17 protein-coding genes and 2 pseudogenes are annotated in these 23,036 nt (G+C 72.8%); 10 read left to right on the top strand and 9 right to left on the bottom strand.

The window, feature by feature from the left end; genetic code table 11:
* Positions 1 to 54: 54 nt before the first annotated feature.
* The 3 genes from ACHBTE_RS11375 (at position 55) to ACHBTE_RS11385 (ending at position 3,131) form a co-directional block, all read left to right on the top strand.
* On the top strand, positions 55 to 1,200 hold the full coding sequence (locus ACHBTE_RS11375) for a sensor histidine kinase (RefSeq protein ID WP_394723545.1): 1,146 nt from the start codon (positions 55 to 57) through the stop codon (positions 1,198 to 1,200).
* 14 nt (positions 1,201 to 1,214) lie between these two features.
* A complete protein-coding gene (locus ACHBTE_RS11380; protein WP_394723546.1) occupies positions 1,215 to 1,877 on the top strand; it encodes a response regulator in 663 nt (220 codons plus the stop codon).
* A 96-nt stretch (positions 1,878 to 1,973) separates the two neighbouring features.
* Positions 1,974 to 3,131 carry an ROK family transcriptional regulator gene (locus tag ACHBTE_RS11385; protein ID WP_394723547.1) on the top strand — a complete coding sequence of 386 codons (1,158 nt, stop codon included), beginning with the start codon at positions 1,974 to 1,976 and terminating at the stop codon, positions 3,129 to 3,131.
* 120 nt (positions 3,132 to 3,251) lie between these two features.
* On the opposite strand, the gene ACHBTE_RS11390 is transcribed toward ACHBTE_RS11385, so the two are convergent.
* A complete protein-coding gene (locus ACHBTE_RS11390; RefSeq protein ID WP_394723548.1) occupies positions 3,252 to 4,013 on the bottom strand; it encodes a GntR family transcriptional regulator in 762 nt (253 codons plus the stop codon).
* Positions 4,014 to 4,182: 169 nt separating this feature from the next.
* Positions 4,183 to 5,067: an RNA polymerase sigma-70 factor gene (locus tag ACHBTE_RS11395; protein WP_394723549.1), complete on the bottom strand. Its 885-nt coding sequence runs from the start codon at positions 5,065 to 5,067 to the stop codon at positions 4,183 to 4,185.
* 283 nt (positions 5,068 to 5,350) lie between these two features.
* Here ACHBTE_RS11395 and ACHBTE_RS11400 point away from each other — a divergent pair, with 283 nt between their 5' ends.
* Entirely contained in the window at positions 5,351 to 6,181 is an 831-nt protein-coding gene (locus ACHBTE_RS11400) for an alpha/beta fold hydrolase (protein WP_394723550.1), read from the top strand.
* Here the strand turns inward: ACHBTE_RS11400 and ACHBTE_RS11405 are convergent.
* Positions 6,164 to 7,062: pseudogene (locus ACHBTE_RS11405) on the bottom strand (EamA family transporter); the annotation flags it as partial. The gene ACHBTE_RS11400 and the pseudogene ACHBTE_RS11405 sit on opposite strands and share 18 nt — an antisense overlap.
* A gap of 239 nt (positions 7,063 to 7,301) precedes the next feature.
* On the opposite strand from ACHBTE_RS11405, the pseudogene ACHBTE_RS11410 reads away from it, so the two are divergent.
* The 3 genes and pseudogenes from ACHBTE_RS11410 (at position 7,302) to ACHBTE_RS11420 (ending at position 12,206) form a co-directional block, all read left to right on the top strand.
* Positions 7,302 to 8,695: pseudogene (locus ACHBTE_RS11410) on the top strand (PLP-dependent aminotransferase family protein).
* 298 nt (positions 8,696 to 8,993) lie between these two features.
* Positions 8,994 to 10,568: an alkaline phosphatase D family protein gene (locus tag ACHBTE_RS11415; RefSeq protein ID WP_394723551.1), complete on the top strand. Its 1,575-nt coding sequence runs from the start codon at positions 8,994 to 8,996 to the stop codon at positions 10,566 to 10,568.
* Between the two features lie 174 nt (positions 10,569 to 10,742).
* On the top strand, positions 10,743 to 12,206 hold the full coding sequence (locus ACHBTE_RS11420; RefSeq protein WP_394723552.1) for a GNAT family N-acetyltransferase: 1,464 nt from the start codon (positions 10,743 to 10,745) through the stop codon (positions 12,204 to 12,206).
* A gap of 119 nt (positions 12,207 to 12,325) precedes the next feature.
* On the opposite strand, the gene ACHBTE_RS11425 is transcribed toward ACHBTE_RS11420, so the two are convergent.
* Entirely contained in the window at positions 12,326 to 13,555 is a 1,230-nt protein-coding gene (locus ACHBTE_RS11425) for a trans-sulfuration enzyme family protein (protein ID WP_394723553.1), read from the bottom strand.
* Between the two features lie 60 nt (positions 13,556 to 13,615).
* Here ACHBTE_RS11425 and ACHBTE_RS11430 point away from each other — a divergent pair, with 60 nt between their 5' ends.
* Both ACHBTE_RS11430 and ACHBTE_RS11435 read left to right on the top strand, forming a co-directional pair.
* Positions 13,616 to 14,107, top strand: coding sequence for an Lrp/AsnC family transcriptional regulator (locus ACHBTE_RS11430; RefSeq protein WP_394723554.1), 492 nt, complete (start codon positions 13,616 to 13,618; stop codon positions 14,105 to 14,107).
* 79 nt (positions 14,108 to 14,186) lie between these two features.
* Entirely contained in the window at positions 14,187 to 15,875 is a 1,689-nt protein-coding gene (locus ACHBTE_RS11435; protein ID WP_394723555.1) for a DUF885 domain-containing protein, read from the top strand.
* Positions 15,876 to 16,073: 198 nt separating this feature from the next.
* Here the strand turns inward: ACHBTE_RS11435 and ACHBTE_RS11440 are convergent, their stop codons facing one another.
* From ACHBTE_RS11440 to ACHBTE_RS11450, 3 genes are all read right to left on the bottom strand, one after another.
* Positions 16,074 to 16,907 (bottom strand): SDR family oxidoreductase, encoded by an 834-nt coding sequence (locus ACHBTE_RS11440; RefSeq protein ID WP_394723556.1) that lies wholly within the window; start codon positions 16,905 to 16,907, stop codon positions 16,074 to 16,076.
* 75 nt (positions 16,908 to 16,982) lie between these two features.
* Complete coding sequence (locus ACHBTE_RS11445) at positions 16,983 to 17,498, bottom strand: immunity 21 family protein (protein ID WP_394723557.1); 516 nt, start codon at positions 17,496 to 17,498, stop codon at positions 16,983 to 16,985.
* A gap of 57 nt (positions 17,499 to 17,555) precedes the next feature.
* Positions 17,556 to 18,059, bottom strand: coding sequence for a rhodanese-like domain-containing protein (locus tag ACHBTE_RS11450; RefSeq protein WP_394723558.1), 504 nt, complete (start codon positions 18,057 to 18,059; stop codon positions 17,556 to 17,558).
* Between the two features lie 94 nt (positions 18,060 to 18,153).
* On the opposite strand from ACHBTE_RS11450, the gene ACHBTE_RS11455 reads away from it, so the two are divergent.
* Positions 18,154 to 18,600 carry an Lrp/AsnC family transcriptional regulator gene (locus tag ACHBTE_RS11455; RefSeq protein WP_394723559.1) on the top strand — a complete coding sequence of 149 codons (447 nt, stop codon included), beginning with the start codon at positions 18,154 to 18,156 and terminating at the stop codon, positions 18,598 to 18,600.
* Between the two features lie 18 nt (positions 18,601 to 18,618).
* Here ACHBTE_RS11455 and ACHBTE_RS11460 read toward each other — a convergent pair whose 3' ends face one another.
* Together ACHBTE_RS11460 and ACHBTE_RS11465 are read right to left on the bottom strand one after the other, a co-directional pair.
* Positions 18,619 to 21,711, bottom strand: a complete 3,093-nt coding sequence (locus ACHBTE_RS11460; protein WP_394723560.1) for an AAA family ATPase — start codon at positions 21,709 to 21,711, stop codon at positions 18,619 to 18,621.
* Positions 21,708 to 22,871: an exonuclease SbcCD subunit D gene (locus tag ACHBTE_RS11465; RefSeq protein ID WP_394723561.1), complete on the bottom strand. Its 1,164-nt coding sequence runs from the start codon at positions 22,869 to 22,871 to the stop codon at positions 21,708 to 21,710. The genes ACHBTE_RS11460 and ACHBTE_RS11465 overlap by 4 nt, the downstream gene beginning before the upstream one ends.
* Positions 22,872 to 23,036 lie beyond the last annotated feature (165 nt).

Genomic DNA, 23,036 nt, shown 5'->3' on the forward strand with positions numbered 1-23,036 from the left:
GTCTCCCCCGTGCGGGGGAGGTCCGTTGTCAGTGCTGCCTGGCACGATGACGAAATGGTCCGTTTGCTGCGCCCGTTCGGCAGGGTGGTGACGTACACACGACTGCTGCATCTGTTCGTCGCCGTCGTGTGGCCGGCGATGCTGATCTTCGTCCAGGAGGAGTGGTGGATCTGGGCGGTGGCCGCCGCGACACTCGTCCCCGCCGGGCTGGTGCCCGCGATGCGCACCGTGGAGGGGTTGCAGGCCAGGCTGTTGCTGACCGGTCACCGGCACGACAGTGAGAGCGCCGGCATCGTCGTCGTCCCGTCCGGGACCTGGGGCGACCGGTGGCGTCTCGTGCTGTGGCTGCAGGCGCGGTTCCTGCTCGGATGCACGACCGTGACCGCCGTCGCCCAACTGGCCGCCTTCGTCGTGGACTCGACGGCATCGGCCGTGCGCCGGGGCTTCGACGACGGTGCGCTGTGGCACGTGTTGCTCGTGCCTCCGGCGCTGGCCGCGCTCGCGGGCATCGTGGTCGGGTCGGGCCGGCTCGTCACGGCCGTCGCCCTGCGCCTTCTGGGCCCCTCCCCGGCGGAGCGTCTCGCCGCCCTGGAGGAGCGCACCGAGCAGCTCCTGGAGCGCACCCGTATCGCTCGCGAACTGCATGACTCCATCGGTCATGCGCTGACCGTCGCCGTGGTGCAGGCGGGCGCGGCCCGGGCGGCCGGTGATCCCGCCTTCACGGAGCGGGCGTTGACGGCGATCGAGGAGACCGGACGGGCCGCGCTGGACGACCTGGAGCATGTGCTCGGCGTCCTGCGGGAGTCGGAGCGGCCGGTGAGCGGCCGGCCGACGCTCGCGGACGCCGACCGGCTGCTGGAGTCCGCCCGTGCCTCCGGGGCGAAGGTGGACGCCGAGGTGTCCGGGCCGCTGGAGACGATCCCGGGCCCGGTCTCCCGCGAGGGGTACCGCATCCTCCAGGAGTCGCTGACGAACGTGCTCCGACACGCCGGTTCGGTCGCCATCCGCGTCCGTATGGCGGTCGCCGACGGCATGCTCGACCTCGAGGTCCGCAATCCGCTCGACGCCGACGCACCCCGCCCCGGCCGGGGCAGTGGTCTGCGCGGCATACGGGAGCGTGCGGCTCTGCTGGGCGGGCGTGCGCGAACCGGTCCCGACGCCGGTGACTGGCAGGTGCATGTTGAGCTGCCGTTGAGTTGATCTACGCTGGCCGGATGCCGGTGACCGTGCTCCTCGTCGACGACGAACCCCTCGTACGCGCGGGTCTGCGGGCCGTGCTGGAGGCTCAGCCCGACATCGGGGTCGTCGGGGAGGCGGCGGACGGGGCGGCGGTGATTCCCCTGGTGCGGCAGTTGCGGCCGGACGTGGTCGCCATGGACGTACGCATGCCGCTGCTGGACGGGATCGAGGCCACGCGCGCGGTGCTGCGCACGGTGGACGAGCCACCGAAGATCCTCGTGATCACCACGTTCGAGAACGACGAGTACGTGTACGAGGCCCTGCGGGCCGGTGCCGACGGCTTTCTGCTGAAGCGCGCCCGGCCGGCCGAGATCGTGCACGCGGTGCGGCTGATCGCCGAGGGCGAGTCGCTGCTGTTCCCGGCCTCCGTCCGCCAGTTGGCGGCGCAGTACGGCGACGAGGGCGGGAACCGGGCGGCGCGTGCGCTGCTGGAACGGGCCGGGCTGACCGATCGGGAGGCGCAGGTGCTGCGGCTGATGACGCGCGGTATGTCGAACGCGGAGATCGCGGCCCGGCTGGTCGTCGGCACGGAGACCGTGAAGTCGCATGTGGGTGCCGTGCTGGCCAAGCTGGGTGCGCGGGACCGTACGCAGGCGGTGATCACGGCGTACGAATCGGGATTCGTGGCCCCGGGGTGAGCCGTGTGCGCCCTGTCGGGGGTGCCCCGCACTCGCCGGGGTCCGCCGTGGCGAGTAGCATCCGGCCAACATGCGCACGAGCTGGGAGGACGGACGTTGGCGCGGCTGACCGGCGGGGATCCCTCGCTGCTGCGAAGGATCAACTCCGCGGTGGTGCTGCACGCGCTGCGTGCCACGGACGCCGCGACGCTGACGGAGATCACCCGGGTGACCGGGCTGTCCCGGCCCACCGTGGAAGGCGTGGTCGAGGGGCTCATCGAGGCGGGTTACGTCGTCGAGAAGGCGGCCGACGAGAGCCTCGTGCGGCGCCAGGGACGCCCCGCGCGGCGCTTCCGGTTCCGGGCCGAGGCCGGTCAGCTGCTGGGCCTGGACATCGGGGCGCACCGGGTCGCCGCGCTGCTCTCCGACCTCGACGGCCGGGTGCTCGGCTCCGTCGCCAAGGACGTGGACGAGTCGGCCTCGGCCGACGAGCGGCTCGAACGGCTGCGTACTGCCGTCGCCGAACTGCTGCGCCGGGCCGGTGTCGCCCGCGGGTCGCTGCGGGCCGTCGGGGTGGCGACGCCGGGCATCGTCGACGCGGACGGCACCGTGCGGCTGGGCGCCGCGCTGCCCGAGTGGACGGGGCTGCGGCTGGGTGAGCGGCTGGGCCGGTCCTTCAAGTGCCCGGTGCTCGTCGAGAACGACGCCAACGCGGCGGCGGTCGCCGAACACTGGAAGGGGGCGGCCACCGAGACCGACGACGTGGTGTTCGTGCTGGCCGGACTGAGTCCCGGCGCCGGTTCTCTGATCGGCGGGCAGCTGCACCGGGGCTTCGGCGGTGCCGCCGGCGAGATCGGTGCGCTGCATCTGCTGGGCCGCGAGGCGACCCCGGAGACGCTGCTGTCCACCACGGACGAGCCGCTGCGCCCCCTCGACGAACACGCCGTCGCCGAGGTCTTCGCCCAGGCCCGTGAGGGGGACGAGGGGGCCCGCGCGGCCGTCGACCGGTTCATTCAGCGCCTGGTCCACGACGTGGCCGCGCTCGTCCTCGCCCTCGACCCCGAGCTGGTCGTCGTCGGGGGGTGGGCGTCCGGTCTGGACGGCGTCCTGGAGCCGCTGCGGCGCGAACTGGCCCGCTACTGCCTGCGCCCGCCGAAGGTCGCCCTGTCCCTCCTCGGCGAGGCGGCGGTGGCGATGGGTGCGCTGCGACTCGCGCTGGACCATGTGGAGGAGCAGCTGTTCGCGGTGGAGGGCACGGCGACGGCACGCCGCTGACCGCCAGGGGCAGCCAGGGCACGCGCCGCGTCACTCGGGCCGGCCCGTGAACGCGCGGCGCCCCGGAGCCGGTCCGGGGCGCGGGGTCGGGTCGGTGCGGTGGTCAGGTCGGTGCAGGGGTCAGGACGCCCGGCGCTGCGGATCTTGATGGATCTCCACGCGGCCGGAGTCACCGAAGGTCAGCCGGCAGGTGTCGGCGCGGTAGGTGGCCACGGAGAGCGCGGCTGTGCGACCCTCGGCGAGGTAGCGGGTGGTGACGAGGAGGACGGGCGCACCCGGCAACCTGTCCAGTTCCTTGGCGTCGTCCGCGCGGGCCGAGCCCAGCTCGACGGCGCTCTCCTGTCCCTCCAGTCCCAGCCGCTGCAACTCGCGTAGAACTGCACGCGCGCGTGCCGGTCCGGACGGGGCGTCGATGGCGGAGAGGTCGGGCACCGACGACCGGGGGACGTAGAGCAGTTCGGCGGCGACGGGCTGGCCATGGGTCACGCGGGAGCGTCGCACTGTGTGCACGGGCTCGTCCCGGCCGCACTCCAGCGCGTCGGCGACGGGGGTGGGCGCCGCGGCCTGCGTGCAGTCCATGGCCTGCCACACATCGTCGTCGGCGCCCGGCCACGCGTGCTGTTCGGTGCCGACGGAGACGCCCACGCGCGGGGGCGCGACAGTCGTACCGACGCCGCGGCGGCGCTGGAGGCGGCCTTCCAGCTCGAGCTGTTCCAGTGCCTGCCGGAGCGTGGCCCGGGCGACGCCGAAGCGGGCCGCCAGGTCGCGCTCGTTGGGCAGGATCTCGCCCACGGTGAATTCGGAGTCCAGTGCCTCGGTGAGCACGGTCCTCAGGTGCCAATACTTCGGTTCCGGCACTGTTTCCAGCTGCGTGGTCCCCACCCTGTCCTCCGCAATCGCCGTGGCCCGGCGGCCATTTAGCGCCTTTGTTTATTAAAGGTTGTTGCACTTGTCTGCGACCATAGGGCGGCCCTCACCCTTGGTCAATACCAATCGCCGGGAGCGTCCACCGGGGCCGCGCGGGCGCCATGGGCGTCGCGGGCGGCGGGCTCTAGGAGGGTGCCAGCGAGCCGAGTTTGTCAGGGTTGCGGACGATATAGACGGCCTGGATGCGGCCGTCCAGGACGTCCAGTTGGAAGACGGAATCGGGCTTGTCGCCGGAGAGCACCAGCACCGCGGGGCCGCCGTTGACCTCCAGGAACCGGAAGGTGACGTCGGCGACGCTCTTGCCGGCGGCGCCGATGAGGAAGCGGCCCACCTTGTCCGCCGTCTCCAGGACGCGCACCGGCGCCTTGGCCTTGCCGCCGCTGTCGCCGACGAGGCGGACGTCGGGCGCCAGCAGCGCCATGAGCCCCTCGATGTCCCCCTCCGCAGCCGCCGCGAGGAACCGCTCGGTCAGGTCGCGGCGCTGGGCGGGATCGACCTCGTAGCGGGGCCGCCGCTCGTCAACGTGCTTGCGGGCCCGCCCGGCGAGCTGGCGCACCGCCGCCTCGCCGCGGTCGAGCATGGCGGCGATGTCCGCGTACGGGTAGCCGAAGGCCTCCCTGAGCACGAACACCGCGCGCTCCAGGGGCGAGAGCGACTCCAGGACGACGAGGACGGCGAGTGAGACGGAGTCGGCGAGCACGGCCTGTTCCGCGGTGTCCGGGACGGTGTCCCCGAAGTCGGTGACGTACGGCTCCGGCAGCCACGGCCCGATGTAGGTCTCGCCCCGCGCCTTGATCTGGCGCAGCCGGTCGATGGCGAGGCGGGTGGTGACACGTACCAGGTAGGCGCGTGGTTCGCGCACCTCGGACCGGTCGGCACCGGACCAGCGCAGCCAGGCCTCCTGCACCACGTCCTCCGCGTCGGCGACGCGGCCGAGCATGCGGTAGGCGACCCCCAGGAGGACGGGGCGGTGCTCTTCGAAGACGTCGGTCACGGTATCGGTGGTCACCACACCATCCCAGCCGACGTGCCCTGCCGTGTCCAGGCGAAATCGGCGGCCCGGGGCGTGTCGCGCAACCTCGGGGCGGCCGGGGCGCGTTGACGCCCGTGTACTCGCCTCCGTCCTCGTCCGGGTCTGCGCCCGGACACTCGCCGAGACCGGCCATGCATTGGGTCTACCCGTCGGTAGCAATTGCTGACAAGCTGTCTACGGCCGTCCGCCGGCGAGAACCAGACAGCGTCTGCACCAGGCAGCGCGTACCAGACAGCGTTTCCAGACGAGGAGCACCGTCATGTCCGCCACCGTCTCCTTCAAGGTTCCCTCTCCCCGCGGCCCGCAGAGCGTGACCGTCGAGTACGCGCGCGTGGGCAGCGGTCAACCGCTGCTCCTGCTGCACGGCATCGGTCATCACCGGCAGGTCTGGGACCCCGTGGTGGAGATCCTCGCTGCCGAGCGCGATGTGATCTGCGTGGATCTCCCCGGGTTCGGGGCGTCGCCGGGGCTGCCGGACGACCTCGCCTACGACCTGGCAACGACGACCGCCGTGTTCGGCGCCTTCTGCGAGGCCATGGAGCTCGACCGGCCGCATGTGGTGGGCAACTCGCTGGGCGGACTGATCGCGCTGGAGCTGGGCCGCGAGAAGCTCGTGCGGTCCGTGACCGCCCTCTCCCCCGCCGGCTTCTGGTCCACGGCCGAGCGGCGCTACGCCTTCGGCGTGCTACTGGCGATGCGGCACATCTCGCGCCGGCTGCCGCTGCCGCTGGTGGAGCAGCTGTCCAGGTCGGCGGCCGGCCGTACGGTGCTGACCAGCTCGATCTACGCCCGGCCGGGCCGGCGCTCACCCGAGGCCGTGGTCGCCGAGACGCTCGCGCTGGCGGGTGCCACCGGGTTCGACCAGACCCTCCGGGCCGGCCGGAGTGTCCGGTTCTCCGACGACATCCCCGGGATACCGGTCACGGTCGCCTGGGGCACCAAGGACCGGCTGCTCGTGCGCCGCCAAGGGGTGCGCGCCAAGCAGGTCATCCCCCGGGCGCGGCTGATCAAGCTGCCCGGCTGCGGTCACTGCCCGATGAACGACGACCCGGCCCTGGTCGCGCGCGTCATCCTCGACGGCAGCCGCTGATCCACGCGGGGTGCGCGTCAGGGCGCCGGAGCCCAGGGCCACTCCGGTGCCGACCAGCGCGCTGCCGAGGGCCTGGACGGCGCCGTAGGAACCTGTTCCGACGAGCGGGGCGGTGCAGGCGGCGGCGACCGGGATGAGGCCGGAGAAGAGCGTGGCGCGCTCGGCGCCGATCCGCTGCATGCCCATGTACCAGCACACGAAGCCGACGACGGTCACGACGACCGCCTGCCACAGCAGCGCGAGGGTCTCCGTGGTGTCGGGCAGCCTCAGCCAGGCGCCGCCGTCCAGGAGCAGCCCGGCCGCCACGGACTCGACGGCGGCGATCCCGCACACCGTCGCGGACAGCAGCCGCGGTCCCAACGGCCGCAGTACGGGCACGGCGAGGACGGCGAAACCGAACTCGCCGGCCAGGGCGCACGCGGAGAAGGCGATGCCGGCGGCGTCCGTACGGCCCCAGCCCTGGACCGTGAACGCGCCGACGGCCACGAGCAACGCCCCGTACAGGACGGCGCGTCGGGGGCGGCGTCCGTCCAGCAGGGGGACGGCGACGGCCACGACCACGGGCGCGCAGCCGACGAAGACACCGGGTACCGCGGGTTCGGCGGTGCGCTCGGCGGCGATCACGGCCAGGTTGAAGCCGACCATGCCGAGGCCGGCGAGCAGCGCGAGGCGGGCCCACTGCCGGGCCCCGAGGGCACGCAGCCGGGCGATGGCACCCCGCCCGGCCAGGGGGCCAGCAGGAGACAGGCGAGGGCATAGCGCAGGAACTGGCCGCCGGCGTACGGGTAGTCGCCGAGCAGGCTGTTGGCGGTGAAGGATCCTCCGACGAGGACACAGGCGAACGCGGCGAGGAGGGCGCCGCGCGTGGTGGTGGCGTTCATGACCGCGACGCTAGGAAGCGTCGCGGCCCGGATTAAGGTCCACTTTCATGAGGCCATCGGAGACCAATCGCGACGGGGGGTCGGTGGGCGGCGGTCCCGCCGACGGGGTGACCGGGCCCGGGAGGTCCGCGTCCACGGACGGAACGACGCCCGCCGGTGGTCCCCTCGGACCTGCGCAGCCGCGCCGGGCGTCCGCCGCGACGGACGCGCCGCGCGCCGAGGGATCTGCCGCCTGGGAGCTGCTGCTTCCGGCCGCTTCGGCGCCCGCACGCGCGCGTGGGCGTTCGTTGCAGGCGGCGTTGCGTGACGCGGTTCGGTCGGGGCGGCTCGCGCCGGGCACACGCTTGCCTTCGAGCCGGGATCTCGCCGCCGACCTCGGGGTCTCGCGGGGGCTGGTGACCGAGGCGTACGAGCAGCTGACGGCGGAGGGATACCTGCGCAGCGGCCGGGGCGCCGGGACCGGGTGGGCGGTGCCGTGCGGGCGGGACGGCCACGCACGCGGGACCTCGCTCCGCGCTCCACCGGCGCCCAGGTCGACTTCGTGCCCGGCACGCCGGACATGTCGCTGTTCCCGCGTGCCGCGTGGGCGTCGGCGCAGCGCGGGGTGCTGGCCGAGCTGCCGCACGAGGAGCTCGGCTATCCCGACCCGCGCGGGCTGCCCCGGCTGCGGACGGCGCTGGCCGAACTGCTGGCGCGCCGCCGGGGCGTGGTCGCCGACCCGGAGCGCATCGTGGTGGTCTCAGGGGTGGCGCAGGCGACGACACTGCTCGGTTTCGTGCTGCACGCGCGCGGGATGGGCGAAGTCGGCGTGGAGAGCCCCGGAAGCCCGCAGCACGACGCCCTCTACGCCGCCGCCGGTGCCACCACCGTGCCCCTGCCGCTGGACGACGAGGGCCTCGCCGTCGGTCCGTTGTACGCGTCGGGTGTACGGTCCGTCGTCACGACACCCGCCCACCAGTTCCCCACCGGCATCGCCTATTCCGCGGAACGCCGTGCCGAACTGCTCGACTGGGCGCGATCCGTGGACGGGTACGTGCTGGAGGACGACTACGACGGCGACTTCCGCTACGACCGCGCTCCCGTGGGCGCGCTCCAGGGGCTCGACCCGGAACGTGTCGCCTATACCGGCTCGGTCAGCAAGTCCCTCGCTCCGGGGTTGCGGCTGGGCTGGCTGCTCGTACCGGAAGCGCTGGCCGAGGACGTCGTCGAGCGCAAGCGGACCATGGATCTCGGTCATCCGTCGCTGGACCAGGCACTGTTCGCCCGGTTCCTGGAGCGCGGCGACTACGACAGGCAGCTGCGGCGCTGTCAGCGCGCGTACCGGGAGCGCCGGGACGTCCTGGCCGCCGCGCTGCGGGAGCACTTCCCGGGCTCGGAGGTGACGGGGATCGCCGCGGGGCTGCACGTCATCGCCGCGCTGCCGGAGCGGTACGGTTCCGAAGAGCGGTTCCTCGCGCGCGCGGGCGCGGCCGGTGTGGCGGTGCGCGCGCTGCGGGACTACACGCACGCGCGTGCCGGGGACGACGGGCAGCGGGGCGTGCGGCTGGTCCTGGGGTACGCGCATCTGTCGCCGGCGCGGATCCGGGCGGGCGTGCGGCTGACGGCGGAGGCGATCGCCGCGCGACCGCACTGACCGGCACACAGGAACTGACCGGCACGCCCACACTGACCGGCACACGGGCACCGACCGGCACGCGGGCACTCACCGGCTGGCACACCCTGATCGGCGGACCCGCGTCGGCCGGTGGTGAGCCGCGTTCGCAGCCTCGACCGAAAGGTGACCGGAACCGTGCTTCCGCCCGCCGTCGGCGTGGCCGGGCCGGTTCCCTTGCCGATGCGGTCAGTTGTTCACTTGTGGTTTGCGTGTGCGCTGCGGCGCACCAGTAGTTGTGGCAGTGCACACTGGCCGGATCCCGCCCCTGGAGGCCTCCATGTCACTCCGTCCGTTCCCGGGCCGACGCAGCGTCCTGCGTGGCTCGCTCGCCGCGTCCGCGGCCCTGACCCTGCCCACGGCGATCGGTGCGGCGCCGGCCTTCGCCCGGTCGGGCCGTCCCCGGGCGGAGTGGGGTGTGCAGACGGGAGACGTGACCTGTGACTCGGGACTGGTGTGGGTGCGCTCCGACCGTCCGGCCCGGATGATCGTGGAGACGTCGGCCACGGAGTCGTTCCACAACGCCCGCAGATGGCACGGCCCGCTGCTCGGCGCCGGCACCGACTTCACCGGCACCACCCGGCTGCGCGGGCTGCCGTCCGGTGAGCAGATCCACTACCGCGTGTTGCTCGCCGATCCGTACGACCCGCGCCGCGTCGGCGAGCCGGTCACCGGCACGTTCCGTACGGCCTCCGCGCGGCGGCGCGACGGTGTGCGCTTCGTGTGGTCGGGCGACCTGGCCGGGCAGGGCTGGGGCATCAACCCGGACTTCGGCGGCTACCGGATCTATGACGCGATGGCCGCGCTGAAACCCGACTTCTTCCTGTGCAGCGGCGACAACATCTACGCCGACGGCCCGATCGCGGCCTCCGTCACCCTGCCCGACGGCAGCATCTGGCGGAACATCACCACCGAGGAGAAGTCCAAGGTCGCCGAGACACTCACGGAGTTCCGCGGCAACTTCCGCTACAACCTGCTCGATCAGAACCTCAAGCGGTTCAACGCCCAGGTGCCTTCGATCGTCCAGTGGGACGACCACGAGGTGACGAACAACTGGTACCCCGGCGAGATCCTCACCGACTCCCGCTACACCGAGAAGAACGTCGACGTCCTGGCCGCCCACGCCCGGCAGGCGTTCTCGGAGTACTTCCCGGTCTCGACTCTGCGCCGCCCGGACGGCCGGGTGTACCGGGTCGTCAACCACGGCCCGCTGCTCGACGTGTTCGTGCTGGACATGCGCACCTACCGCAACGCCAATTCGCCGGGCAGCGGGCCCACCGACCCGCAGGGCATCCTCGGTGCCGAGCAGTTGAGGTGGCTCAAGCGTGAACTGTCCCGCTCGCGCGCGGTGTGGAAGGTGATCGCCTCGGACATGCCGCTCGGTCTGGTCGTGCCCGACACGGGTGACGGGAAGCCGAACATCGAGGCCGTCGCGCAGGGCGACCCGGGGGCTCCGCTGGGGCGGGAGCTCCAGATCGCCGAGCTGCTGCGGTTCGTCAAGCACCGCAGGATCGCCGGCACGGTGTGGCTGACCGCGGACGTGCACCACACCTCCGCCCAGCACTACCAGCCCTCGCGGGCGGCGTTCACCGACTTCGAGCCGTTCTGGGAGTTCGTATCCGGGCCGCTCAACGCGGGCGCGTTCCCCGCGAACAAGCTGGACGGCACCTTCGGTCCGGAGCGGGTGTTCCTCAAGGCGCCGACGACCGCGAACGTCTCCCCCGCCGGCGGTTACCAGTTCTTCGGCGAGGTCGACATCGACGGCCACAGCGGCGAGTTGACCGTGCGCCTGCGCGAGGCGGACGGCACCGTGCTGTTCACACAGGCGCTCCAGCCGGGCCGGGTGGGTCAGTGACTCCCGCGGCCTGAACACCGTCCCGCGCGACGACGGAGAACCTCGGTCCCGGGCGGTCACGAACGGGACAATTGAAGAATGGACATACCGTCATAATGGTTCTTTACCGCCCTGTCACAAAGCGTTCGTGATCACGCAACACCGTTCCTTCACAGTGGTTGCATGAGTCGAGACATGTCTGATGTGACGCGCGCGAAAGACGGCCGTCCCGCGCACCACTGGCGACGGGACATCATCGCCCTCGCCGCGCTCTCCACTGCGGTGGCGGTGGCCGCCACGGTGACGAACCTGACGGGGCACGGACCCGACGGACCGGCCTTGCTGCCGGTCACGGTGGCCGTCCTGGCCGCCGCGGCCGGGTTCCACACCTGGTGGACGCGGCGCCACGGTCACGCACCGCCGACGAGTCATACCGGTGCCCGGCCGCGTTCCGAGGAGCGCGCCGGGCAGTCGGACCAGCCGCGGGACGAGGCCGCGACGGAGTCCGGGAAGACCGCGCTGTGGCGGATGCGGACGACGGTGCAGGACGAGCCGGGGTCGCTGGCCGCGCTGTGCACCGCGCTCGCCGGGCTGCGGGTGGACATCCTCAGCCTCCAGACGCATCCGCTCGCCGACGGCACGGTGGACGAGTTCCTGCTGCGCGCCCCCGGCGAGCTCGGGGCGGACGAGATCGCCCGCGCGGTCTCGGTGTCCGGCGGCACGCGGACCTGGATCGAGCGGGCCGACGCGCACGACCTGGTGGACGCGCCGACCCGGGTGCTGGGTCTCGCCACGCGTACCGCCCTGGACGCGGCGGAACTGCCGCTGGCGCTGCGGCAGTTGCTGGGCCGTTGCACCATCCGGTCACTGCCCGCCGGGCCGGCCGGGGGCACGCGGCGGCCGGAGCCGGTCCCGGTGGAGGGGGCGCTGGAGGACACCGTGATGCGGCTGAGGGCGCCGGAAGGCGGAGTGATCACTGTGGAGCGGCCGTATCTGCCGTTCACCCCTACCGAGTTCGCGCGGGCCCGTGCCCTGGTGGAGCTGGACGCCCGGCTCGGCCCGCGGGTGCCGCACAGCCAGGACGTACTGACCCTGCCGGAGGGCAACGACATCACCGTGCGCCGGGCGGACGTCGGTGACCTCGAGGCCGCGAAGGAGATGCACGAGCGGTGCTCCAGGCGGACGCTCCGCATGCGGTACCACGGGCCGGTCGTCGACGCGGACCGCTATCTGAGGCATCTGCTCAGCCCTCGCTTCGGCCGCACGCTCGCCGTGCAGACCGCGTCCGGCCGGATCGTCGGGCTCGGCCACCTGCTCTGGGACGGCGACGAGACGGAGGTCGCGCTGCTCATCGAGGACGCGTGGCAGCGGCGCGGCATCGGCAGCGAGTTGCTCCGCAGGTTGGTGGGGATGGCGGTCCAGGCGGGCTGCGAGAGCGTGTACGCCGTGACGCAGTCGTCCAACACCGGCATGGTGGCCGCGATGCGGGGTCTCGGCCTCGCTCTCGACTACCAGATCGAGGAGGGCACGCTGGTGATCACGGCACGCGTCGGCGCTCCGACGGGAGGGCCGGAGGGGGCTGTGGCGGCGGCGAGGGCTGCGAGTACCGCCGAGCGGCTGTCCGGTGCGGGCGAGCCGGGGAGGTCCGAAGCGCCGTAGGGTTCCCTGAGGGGGGGTTGCGGGTGCGGGTGCGATCCGGATGGGCGCACTGGATCGGCGCAGGGCTCGTCGCGCCGTTTCGCGCGCCCCTCCCGGGCGCACCCGCAAGCGGTCCCCGGTCAGATGCCCATCACTGCCTCACCGGCAGCAGCTCGTGCCAGCGGCTCGGCCCGGCCGCCCAGCGCCTCGTCCAGGTCCGCCCACAGGTCGTCGACGTCCTCCAGGCCCACCGACATCCGCAGCAGACGGTCGCTCACTCCGGCGTCGCGACGGTCGGTCGCGTCGACGATGCGGTGGCTGATGGACGCGGGGTGCTGGATGAGGGTGTCGACGCTGCCGAGGCTCACGGCGGGGGTGATCAGGCGGACGTTCGCGATGACCTCGTGCGGGTCGCCGTGGACCTCGAAGGCGATCATCGCGCCGCCGATCTTCGGGTAGTGGACGCGCTCGACGCGCGGGTCGGCGGCGAGTCGGCCGGCTAGTTCGGCGGCCGTCGCGGAGGCGGCCCGGACCCGCACCGGCAGGGTGGACAGTCCGCGCAGCAGCAGATACCCGGCCAGCGGGTGCAGGACGCCACCGGTGGCGAACCGTATCTGCCGCAGCCGTGCCGCGAACTCCTCGTCACAGGCGACCACACCCGCGAGCACATCGCCGTGTCCGCCCAGGTACTTGGTCGCGCTGTGCAGCACGAGCCGCGCACCGTGCTCCGCGGGCCGCTGCAGCACGGGCGTGGCGAAGGTGTTGTCCACCAGCAGCGGGACGGACCCGCAGGCATGGGCCACGGCGCGCAGGTCGAGTTCGGCGAGTGTGGGGTTCGCCGGGGTCTCCACGATCACCAGACCGGTGTCCGGACGCAGCGCCTCCGCGATGCCGGCCGGGTCGGTCCAGGTCACCTCGGTACCGAGCAGTCCGGCGGTCAGCAGGTGGTCACTGCACCCGTACAGGGGGCGTACGGCGACGATGTGGCGCAGGCCCATCGACGCCCGTACGAGGAGTACGGCGGTCAGCGCGGCCATCCCGCTGGCGAAGGCGACCGACGCCTCGGTGCCCTCCAGACGGGCCAGGGCGGTCTCGAAGCGGGCGACGGTCGGATTGCCGAGGCGGCCGTACACGGGCGGGCCGTCCGGCTCGGCGCCGGTCGAGGCGAACGCGTCGATGCGGGCGGCCTCGTCGCGGCTGTCGTACGAGGGGTAGGTGGTCGACAGGTCGATCGGCGGGGCGTGCAGGCCCTGCCGGGCCAGGTCGTCACGGCCGGCGTGCACGGCCTCGGTGGCGAGTGCTCTCGGGGCGGTACGTATCTCGTCATACCCGTGCATGCCGTCGTATGCCTCTCTGCTCGCGTGATCCATGGGCGGAAGAGTGAACATCGAACGGGCCGTGCGGTGCACAGTCCGTGTTACGTTCGGCCAATGGCCGAATCTGTCGTACTGGACCCGGTCGATCTGCATCTGCTGAGGCTCCTGCAGAACGACGCCCGGGCCACCTACCGGGATCTCGCCGCCCAGGTCGGCGTCGCGCCGTCGACGTGTCTGGACCGGGTGACGCGGCTGCGCCGCTCGGGCGTGATCCTCGGCCATCAGCTCCGGCTGAACCCAGCCAAGCTCGGGCGAGGACTGGAGGCGTTGCTGTCGGTGCAGGTCAGGCCGCATCGACGGGAGCTGGTGGGGCCGTTCGTGGACCGGATCCGGGCGCTGCCGGAATCACGCACCGTCTTCCATCTCACCGGGCCGGACGACTACCTGGTGCATGTGGCGGTCGCGGACATGGCGGATCTGCAGCGTCTGGTGCTGGACGAGTTCACCGCCCATCGGGAGGTGGCGCGGGTGGAGACCCGGCTGATCTTCCAGCAGTGGGACTGCGGGCCGCTGCTGCCCCCCGGCTCACCGGGAAACACGCCCTGAGCGAAATCCGGGTGACCAGGGCCGGGAGCCGGTCGAACCGGGCTGACGAGGCGCGGGTGCTCGTATGAGGATGGACCGCATGTCACAGACCAAGAGCCCGCTGCCCCGTGAGGTCGCCGACGCTTATGTCGACGAGCTAATCGCCCTCGACCCGATCACCGGTACGTACCTCGGCGTGAAGGAGAGTTCCGGCAAGCTCCCCGATCTGTCGCCCGCGGGCCAGGAGGCGCTCGCGCAACTCCAGCGGACCACGCTCGCCCGGCTCGACGAGGCCGAGCGCCGGCCCGGCGCCGACAGTGACATCGAGCGCCGGTGCGCACGCCTGCTGCGCGAGCGGTTGACGGCGGAACTCGCCGTGCATGAGGCGGACGAGGGCCTGCGCTCGGTCGGCAACATGGCCACACCCGCGCACTCGGTGCGCGAGATCTTCACGGTCACCCCGAGCCAGACCGACGAGGACTGGGCGGTGATCGCCGAACGGCTGCGCGCGGTTCCGGCCGCCTACGCGGGCTACCGCGAGGCGCTCGAGCTGGGGCTGGAGCGCAAGCTGTACGCGGCTCCCCGCCCGACCGCCACCTTCGTCGAGCAGCTCACCGAGTGGGCGGACAACGGTGAGGGGCGCGGCTGGTTCGAGGACTTCGCGTCGGCCGGTCCCGAGGCGCTGCGGGCGGAGCTGGACGAGGCCGCCCGCGCGGCGACGACCGCCGTGGTGGAACTGCGCGACTGGATGCGCGACGTGTACGCGCCGGCGATCGAGGGCGCGCCGAACACGGTGGGCCGCGAGCGCTACGCCCGCTGGGCCCGCTACTTCAACGGCACGGACCTCGACCTCGACGAGGCGTACGCCTACGGCTGGTCCGAGTACCACCGGCTGCTCGGCGAGATGAAGAAGGAAGCCGAGAAGCTCCTGCCGGGCGCCGCCACGCCGTGGGTGGCGCTGGCGCACCTCGACGAGCACGGCCGGCACATCGAAGGTGTCGACGAGGTCCGAGACTGGCTCCAGGGCCTGATGGACGAGGCGATCGAGAAGCTGGACGGCACGCATTTCGAACTCGCGGAGCCGGTGCGGAAGGTGGAGTCCCGTATCGCCCCGCCCGGCGGTGCGGCGGCGCCGTACTACACGCCTCCGTCGGAGGACTTCTCCCGTCCGGGCCGCACCTGGCTGCCGACGATGGGCCAGACCCGCTTCCCCGTCTACGACCTGGTCTCGACGTGGTACCACGAGGGCGTCCCGGGCCATCACCTCCAGCTCGCGCAGTGGACGTACGTCGCCGGGGACCTCTCCCGCTACCAGGCCACGATCGGCGGGGTCAGCGCCAACGCCGAGGGCTGGGCGCTGTACGCGGAGCGGCTCATGGACGAGCTCGGCTTCCTCACCGACCCCGAGCAGCGGCTCGGTTACCTCGACGCGCAGATGATGCGGGCCGCCCGTGTCATCGTCGACATCGGCATGCACCTGGAGCTGGAGATCCCGGCCGACTCCCCGTTCCACCCCGGTGAGCGCTGGACCCCGGAGCTGGCCCAGGAGTTCTTCGGCTCGCACAGCAGCCGGCCGGCGGACTTCGTGGCAAGCGAGCTGACCCGGTATCTGACGATCCCGGGCCAGGCCATCGGCTACAAGATCGGTGAGCGCGCCTGGCTGCTGGGACGCGAGAAGGCGCGCGAGCGGCACGGCGACGCCTTCGACCTCAAGGCCTGGCACATGGCGGCGCTGTCGCAGGGTTCCCTGGGCCTGGACGACTTGGTGGACGAGCTGTCCCGACTCTGAGGCGAGACGGCGGCCGTACACTCGTCCGACCGATTCCAGCCGCCGGCCGCCCAGCCGTCCGACCGTTTCCAGCCGTCCAGCCGTCCAGCCGTCCGGCCGTTCTGCGGTCCAGCCCTCCTGCCGTCCACCGTCGAGCCTCCGGTCCGTCGGTCAGTCGGTCAGTCGGTCAGTCGGTCAGTCGGTCAGTCGGTCACGGCCTCAACGCCGGAATCCACCCTCGGAGTTGATGACCTCACCGGTGATCCAGCCCGCCTCGTCGGTCGCCAGCCAGGCGATGAGGCGGGCCGGGTCGTCGGGCATCCCCCAGCGGCCGGCGGGAAAGGCGGCGGCCACCGCGTCGTACGCCTCGCCGTTCAGGTAATCCGTGTCGACGGGGCCGGGGTTGACGGTGTTCACCGTGATCCCCTGTTCGGCGAGGGTGGTCGACAGCGAGCGAGTGATCGAGGCGAGGGCGCCCTTCTGGAGGGCGTAGGCGATCTCGCCGGGCATGCCGCCGGCGATGTCCTGGCCGGACGTCATCATCACCACACGCCCGCCCGGGCCGGCCGGCCTGTGCCGGGCGTGGGCCTGGACGAGGAGGAGGACCGAGCGGGTGTCGACGGCCCAATGGGCGTCGAGCAGCGCGGAGTCGATCTCGTCGAGGGTGCCGTCGGAGCCGCTGAGGGCGTGGTTGGCGATCAGGATGTCGAGGCGCCCACCGAGCGCGGACGCGGCCGTGGCGATCAGTTCGGCGGGTGCTGCCGGATCGGAGAGATCGCCGGGGCCCGCGTGGACCCGCGCGTCGGGGTCACCGACCGCCTCGCGCACGGAGGCGATCACGTCCTCGGGGTCGTCCGCCCCCCAGGGCATGGCGGCGTCGTGCGGCACATGATGATGCAGATAGACGCTCGCCCCGTAGGCGACGAGTCGCCGGGCAACGGCATGACCGATGCCTCCCCGTCTGCCGGCCCCGGTCACCAGGGCGGTCCGGCCACGCAGGGGCAGGGGGTCTCGGCGCAGCTCTTGCGGGGTGGGGTGGGGAAGTCGGGGCATGGCAGACCATGATGCGGGACGGCCGGGTCCGGCGCACCTGGATATCCGCGAGGTGCGTGTACGAAGGCCGCCCGCTCAGTCCGGCAGCCTGCGCAACTGCACCAGCTCCAGCCAGGTTTCCGGCGCGGGCCGCACCTGGGCGGAGCGGACCGCGTACGCTCCCGGCTCCAGTGCCACCCGCAGATGCTCGGTCCGTTCCGTCTCGCGTCCCGGCCACGCCGAGTCGAACAGGACGACGGTGCCGGGCACCTTCCAGCGCACCTCGCGCTCCCAGACCGCCGTGGCGAGGGCCGCCGGGACGCGGGCCAGCAGTTCCGCCTCGGAGTCCGCGGCGCACCAGCGTACGAAGGTGCCCTGGTCGGGCAGGTAGGAGGTCGAGGCGGGCTCGTCACCGAGCACCAGCGCCGCGCTGTCCCCCACCGGCAGAAGTCCGACCGACCCGTCGACCTCGCAGGCCCGGTCGTAGTCCGAGACCGTCTCGTCGCCGTCGGCGCCCGCCCAGAACGGCAGCACCGTCTCCGGTATCGCTATCAGGGGGCCGCCGCCGGACTCGACCCACTCCACCACGCCGGGATCCGCGTATCTCACCATGGCAGCAGAACCTACACGCACCGCGGGCACACCCGTTCAGGGCGCTCAAGCACCGCCTCAGCAACCGCAGTTCTCGGCCGCCACCGGGGCCGTGAGCGGGTCGGCGGGGCGGCGCTCGCGGCCCTCCCAGGTCTCGAACTCGAAGCCTTCGCGCACCCAGTACTCGAAGCCGCCGAGCATCTCCTTGACCGGGTAACCGAGTTCGGCGAGTGCGAGGGCGGCACGCGTGGCGCCGTTGCAGCCGGGGCCCCAGCAGTACGTCACGACCGGCACGGACTTGTCGAGCAGCTGCCCGGCCAGGTCGGGGATGAGGGCGGTGGGGAGATGGACCGCGCCCGGGACGTGCCCCTGGTCCCAGGACTCGGTGGAACGGGAGTCCACCACGACGAACCCCGGGTCGCCGTCGGCGGCGAGTGCGGCGGCGACATCGGACACGTCGGCGTACAGGGCGAGGCTCGCTCGGAAGTGGGCCGCGGCCACGGCCGGGGCCGCGGGCGCCACACGCAGGACGGGGTTGGCGGCCGGGGCGGCGGGAGTGGCGGGAGTGGATGCGATCGTCATGAGCGGAAATCTATGGCCGGTGGTCGATTCACTGAAGGAGAGATCCCCGGCACTCCTCTTGATCTGCCGGGGATTCTCCTGGTACTTGTCGGCGATGACCGTGTTTTCGCCGGACGCCACTGACTGGCGCATCCTCGACGTTCTTCAGCGCGAGGGCCGCGCAAGCTTCGCCGATCTGGCCCGTGCCGTTTCCATGTCTGCGAGCGCGGTCACGGAACGGGTGCGCCGACTGGAGGAGGCGGGCGTCATCCAGGGGTACGCCGCCGTGGTGGACCCCGAGCGCCTGGGCCTGCCGATCCTGGCCTTCGTGCGCCTGCGCTACCCGAACGGCAACTACAAGCCCTTCCACGATCTGGTCGCCGGCACGCCGGAGATCCTGGAAGCGCATCACGTCACCGGCGACGACTGCTTCGTGATCAAGGTCGCGGCCCGCTCGATGCGCCACCTGGAGGAGGTGTCCGGCAAGATCGGCACACTGGGCTCGGTGACGACGAACGTCGTCTACTCGTCGCCGCTCCCCCGACGCCCCCTCGGTCAGTGAGGCGCGCTGCCGCAGCGGTCAGTGACCGCGCTGCCGCAGCACCGACCCCGATCTCCCCTTCACGACCTCCAGCTGCGCATGGATCCGGCGCCGCAGATCGGCGACGTGGCTGACGATGCCGACGCTGCGGTCGCGTTCGCGCAGTGAATCGAGGACGTCGAGGACCTCTTCGAGGGTCTGGTCGTCGAGGCTGCCGAAGCCCTCGTCGATGAAGAGGGTGTCGAGTCGGACACCACCGGCCTCGTCGGTGACGACGTCCGCGAGGCCGAGGGCGAGGGCGAGGGAGGCGAAGAAGGTCTCGCCGCCCGAGAGGGTGGCGGTGTCCCGTTCCCGGCCGGTCCAGGCGTCGATGACGTGCAGGCCGAGCCCGCTGCGGCCACGGCCGGCCCGGTCGTCGGAGTGGACCAGGGTGTAACGGCCGGACGACATGCGCTGGAGTCGTACGGTCGCGGCGGCGGCGACCTGTTCGAGGCGGGCCGCCAGCACATACGACTCCAGGCGCATCTTGCGTTCGTTGTCCGCCGAGGTGCCGGCGGTGAGCGACGCGAGACGGGCGACGCGATCGTACTCCTCACGCAACGGGCCGAGTTGGCGCACGGCGGCGTCCGCCCGTGCGGACAGCCGGTCGAGTTCGGTGCAGCGCCGGGCGGCGGCGTCGCGCGCGGAGGCGGCGTCGCGGACCCGTTGGGCCGCCACGGTGGCCGCCCGCTCAGCGGACCCGAGATCCGCGGGGGGCAGCTGGGCGGCGGCCACGGCGTCGGCCTCGGTGAGGACGGCACGGACGGCGGCCTCTTCGGACTGCCAGGCGTCCAGCCGGCGCTGGAGCTCACGGTGGGCGGCGGCATCGAGGAGCGCGGCGGAGGCGGCCTGCGGGGTGTCGAAGCCCGCGCGGAAGGCGGCGTCCGCCAGGCGTGCGTCGGCCTCCTTGAGTCGCTGGGCGGTGTCCTCGGCGGCGCGCGCGGCGTCGGCGGCCTCGGTGAGCAGGGCGACCTGACGCTCCAGCTGGGTGGCCCGCGCGGCCACGCTGTCGGCGCTGCCCCGCGCCTGGGCCAACTCCGCTTCCAGAGCGGCCTGCTCCCGGTCCAGCCGCTCGCGTCGGCCCACGCGGGCCGCGCCCCGGACCGCGGCCTGCTGGTGAGCGTCGGTCCGCTGCTCGTGCTCCGCTTCGGCCCGCCGCAGCTCCTCGTGCGCCGCGTGCAGCGTCGAAGCGTCCTTGCGGGCCTGCGTGTAGAGCTGCTCCAACTCTTCGGCGGCTTCCGCGAGCCGGCTCGTCGGCAGGTCGCCGGCCTCGGCCGTGGCGGCGGCCAGGGCTTCGCGTACGACGCCCAGGCGCCGTTCCGTCTCGGCGTGCCGTTCCTCGGCCTGCTGGTACGCGGCCAGCGCCCGCTCCTCCGCCTCCCGGTCGACGTGTCCGGCGTCCTTGCGGGCCGGCGCGGGGTGCTCGGTGGCACCGCAGACGGCGCAGGGCGTGCCGTCCTGGAGCTGGGCGGCGAGCTCGGCGGCGATGCCGTTCAGGCGCTGTTCCTTGGCGTCCAGCCAGTGCGCCTTGGCCTTCAGTGCCTGTTCCCGGGCGCGTGCGGCCTGTTCGGCGGCCTCGTCGGTGTCGCCGGCCAACTGGTCACGCATCCGCGCGGCGGCCAGCCGCTGCCGCGCGGGTTCGCGCTGTACGGCCACCTGGTCCGCGCGGCTCGCGGCCTCCTGCGCGGCCTCGATACGGGCCTGAAGTCCGGCCCGGTTCGTCTCCCACCCGGCGAGCCAGGCCTCCGCCTCCGCCAGGACGTCGTCGTCCGCTCGTTCCTGCCGGTCCAGTTCCGCCCGCTCCGCGAGCAGTTCGGCCAGCCGCCGCTCACCGCGACGGGCCGACTCGAGTCCGCCGAGCTCCTCGGCGATGCGACGGGCCGCGGCGGCGAGCCCGGTGGCGTCGGCGTCGACGAAGGGGCTGGGCGCGCGGGAGCCGTCCTCTGCGCTCTCGGCACCCGTCCCGGCGACGCCACCATGACGAATGTCCGGAATTTCCGCCGCCGAGTCCCCGAACGCCTCCCCCAGCCGGCCACGCGCGCGTGTCTGTGCTGCCGCCGCCTGTCGGTGTTCGATGTCGGTGGCCTCGCGCAGCTCCAGGGCCGGAGCCACCCTCTCGGCCTTGCGGCTGCGCTCCATGCGGGCCTGTGCCTCGCGGTGGGCCTCGGACCGCTCCTCCAGGCGTCGGGCCCGCTGCCGGGCCTCGCCGAACCGCTGCTGGAGGCGCGCCACTTCGCGTACGTCGCTCAGGTCGCGGTCGGCGGCGGCCTGGGCGGACTCCGCGGCCAGGAGGCGGCAGTGGGCGACGGTGAGCTGTTCGCGAGCGGTGCTGCGGGCCACGGCGGCGGCGCCGAGGACGGCCTCGGCCAGGCCCGGCTCGCCCGGTGCGAGGTCGGGCAGCCGCATGGCGTCGCCTGCCGCCTGCTGCATACGGTGGGCGTCGGCCAGCAGCGCGGCATCGCCGTCCCGCACGTGGGACTCGGCCGCTCGTCGGCGTTCGGCGAGGCGTTTCTCGGCCTCGGCGAAGCGCTGGGTGTCGAAGAGGCGGCCCAGCAGCCTGCCGCGGGCCTCTGCGTCGGCGCGCAGGAACCGGGCGAAGTCGCCCTGGGGCAACAGCACGACCTGGCAGAACTGCTCGCGGCTCATGCCGAGCAGCTGGGTGATCTCCTCGCCGATCTCCTGGTGCGAGCGGCTGAGGTCCTTCCAGGCCCCGGCCTGCCCGTCGTAGGCGCGCAGCCAGCTCTGCGCCTTGTCGAGCGTCGTGCCGGAGCCCCGCTTCTTCGGGCGCTCCCAGGGTGGTTGCCGGGTGACTTCCAGACGGCGTCCGGCGACGGTGAGTTCGAGGCGGACCTCGGTGCGGGTGCCGGGGGCGGCATGGTCGCTGCGCAGGTTCATGCCGCCCTGACCGCTCTGCCGGGCGCCGGGGACGGAGCCGTAGAGCGCGTAGCAGACGGCGTCCAGCACCGATGTCTTGCCGGCGCCGGTGGGGCCGTGCAGCAGGAAGAGACCGGCTGTCGAGAGGGCGTCGAAGTCGACGGTCTGGGCTCCGCCGAAGGGCCCGAAGGCCGTCATGTCGAGTCGATGGAGCCTCATCGCGCCACCTCCCGTACGGCCTGCTCGGCCCGCACCTCGTCGAACGCGTCCCGCAGCACGCCTTGTTCGAGCTCGTCGGGCCCGGCTCCCCGCACATGCGCCACGAAGTCCTCCGCGATCTCCTGATCGCTTCTGTCCGCGAGCCGCCGCGCGTAGGAGACCTCGGGGTCGTCGGGAGCGCGGTCCGGGGCGAAGACCAGGCTGAGGGTGTGCGGGAAGCGTTCGCAGAGGCGTGCCATGGGGTCCGCGGGGCGCACCGGGTCCGTGAGCGTCGCCTCGACCCACGCATCCTCGTGGAGCGCGAGTGCGGGATCGGCGAGCAGGTCCTCCAATGTCCCGCGGATACGGGCCAGCGCGCGCGGCACCGGGCAGTCCAGGCGCTCGGCGGTGACCGCGCCGTCGGCGGCCAGGTCGACGAGCCACATGCTCTTGCGGTGCCCGGCCTCGGAGAAGGAGTACGGCAGCGGGGAGCCCGAGTAGCGGACCCGCTCGGTGATGGTCTGGCAGCCGTGCAGATGGCCCAGCGCCACATAGTCGACGCCGTCGAAGACGCCGGACGGCACGGCGGCAACGCCGCCGACGGTGATGTCTCGCTCGCTGTCGCTTACCTCTCCTCCGGTGACGAATGCGTGTGCGAGGACGACGGACCGGGTGCCGCGCGCGCGGGCGGCGAGGTCGGCCCGCACCCGGTCCATGGCGGCGCCGAGCACGGCCTCGTGCCCGGGCTTGTCGACGCCGAACTCGTCCTTCACCAGGGCGGGTTCGAGGTACGGCAGGCCGTAGAACGCCACGTCGCCGAAGTCGTCCCGGAGTACGACCGGCGTGCCGCACGCCGACGGCTCGGTCCGCAGATGGATGCCGGCACGGCCGATCAGGCCCGCACCCACGCCGAGCCGGCGCGCCGAGTCGTGGTTCCCGGAGATCATCACGGTCGGCACCCCGAGGTCGGCGAGCCGGTGCAGGGCGTCGTCGAACAGCTCGACCGCGGCGAGCGGGGGCACCGCGCGGTCGTACACGTCTCCCGACACGACCACCGCGTCGACGCCGCGCTCACGCACGGTCGTGACGAGGTGACCGATGAACTCGGCCTGGGCACCGAGCATGCCGACCCGGTGGAACGCCCGGCCGAGGTGCCAGTCGGAAGTGTGCAGCAGTCTCATGATCCCCGAGACTAACGGCCAGGTCTGACAGCCCGGGCGGTTACTCCCGTATCGCCCCGTCATGACAGGCCCGCCATACGGCCGTTACGGACATTTCACCCACTGCAGGGCTCGCCCGTCCGTTCGTCCGTCAGTCCCCGCCAGCTGTCTCGTCCCCCGTCTCGT

This window comes from Streptomyces sp. M41 (genome assembly GCF_043673425.1).
Lineage (GTDB): Bacteria > Actinomycetota > Actinomycetes > Streptomycetales > Streptomycetaceae > Streptomyces.

Coding starts and splice junctions, on each gene's coding strand:
- ACHBTE_RS11425 (WP_394723553.1), bottom strand. CDS start 13,555: ATGGATCACGCGAGCAGAGAGGCATACGACGGCATGCACGGGTATGAC.
- ACHBTE_RS11380 (WP_394723546.1), top strand. CDS start 1,215: ATGCCGGTGACCGTGCTCCTCGTCGACGACGAACCCCTCGTACGCGCG.
- ACHBTE_RS11375 (WP_394723545.1), top strand. CDS start 55: ATGGTCCGTTTGCTGCGCCCGTTCGGCAGGGTGGTGACGTACACACGA.
- ACHBTE_RS11415 (WP_394723551.1), top strand. CDS start 8,994: ATGTCACTCCGTCCGTTCCCGGGCCGACGCAGCGTCCTGCGTGGCTCG.
- ACHBTE_RS11435 (WP_394723555.1), top strand. CDS start 14,187: ATGTCACAGACCAAGAGCCCGCTGCCCCGTGAGGTCGCCGACGCTTAT.
- ACHBTE_RS11400 (WP_394723550.1), top strand. CDS start 5,351: ATGTCCGCCACCGTCTCCTTCAAGGTTCCCTCTCCCCGCGGCCCGCAG.
- ACHBTE_RS11445 (WP_394723557.1), bottom strand. CDS start 17,498: ATGGTGAGATACGCGGATCCCGGCGTGGTGGAGTGGGTCGAGTCCGGC.
- ACHBTE_RS11465 (WP_394723561.1), bottom strand. CDS start 22,871: ATGAGACTGCTGCACACTTCCGACTGGCACCTCGGCCGGGCGTTCCAC.
- ACHBTE_RS11450 (WP_394723558.1), bottom strand. CDS start 18,059: ATGACGATCGCATCCACTCCCGCCACTCCCGCCGCCCCGGCCGCCAAC.
- ACHBTE_RS11460 (WP_394723560.1), bottom strand. CDS start 21,711: ATGAGGCTCCATCGACTCGACATGACGGCCTTCGGGCCCTTCGGCGGA.
- ACHBTE_RS11430 (WP_394723554.1), top strand. CDS start 13,616: ATGGCCGAATCTGTCGTACTGGACCCGGTCGATCTGCATCTGCTGAGG.
- ACHBTE_RS11455 (WP_394723559.1), top strand. CDS start 18,154: ATGACCGTGTTTTCGCCGGACGCCACTGACTGGCGCATCCTCGACGTT.
- ACHBTE_RS11440 (WP_394723556.1), bottom strand. CDS start 16,907: ATGCCCCGACTTCCCCACCCCACCCCGCAAGAGCTGCGCCGAGACCCC.
- ACHBTE_RS11420 (WP_394723552.1), top strand. CDS start 10,743: ATGTCTGATGTGACGCGCGCGAAAGACGGCCGTCCCGCGCACCACTGG.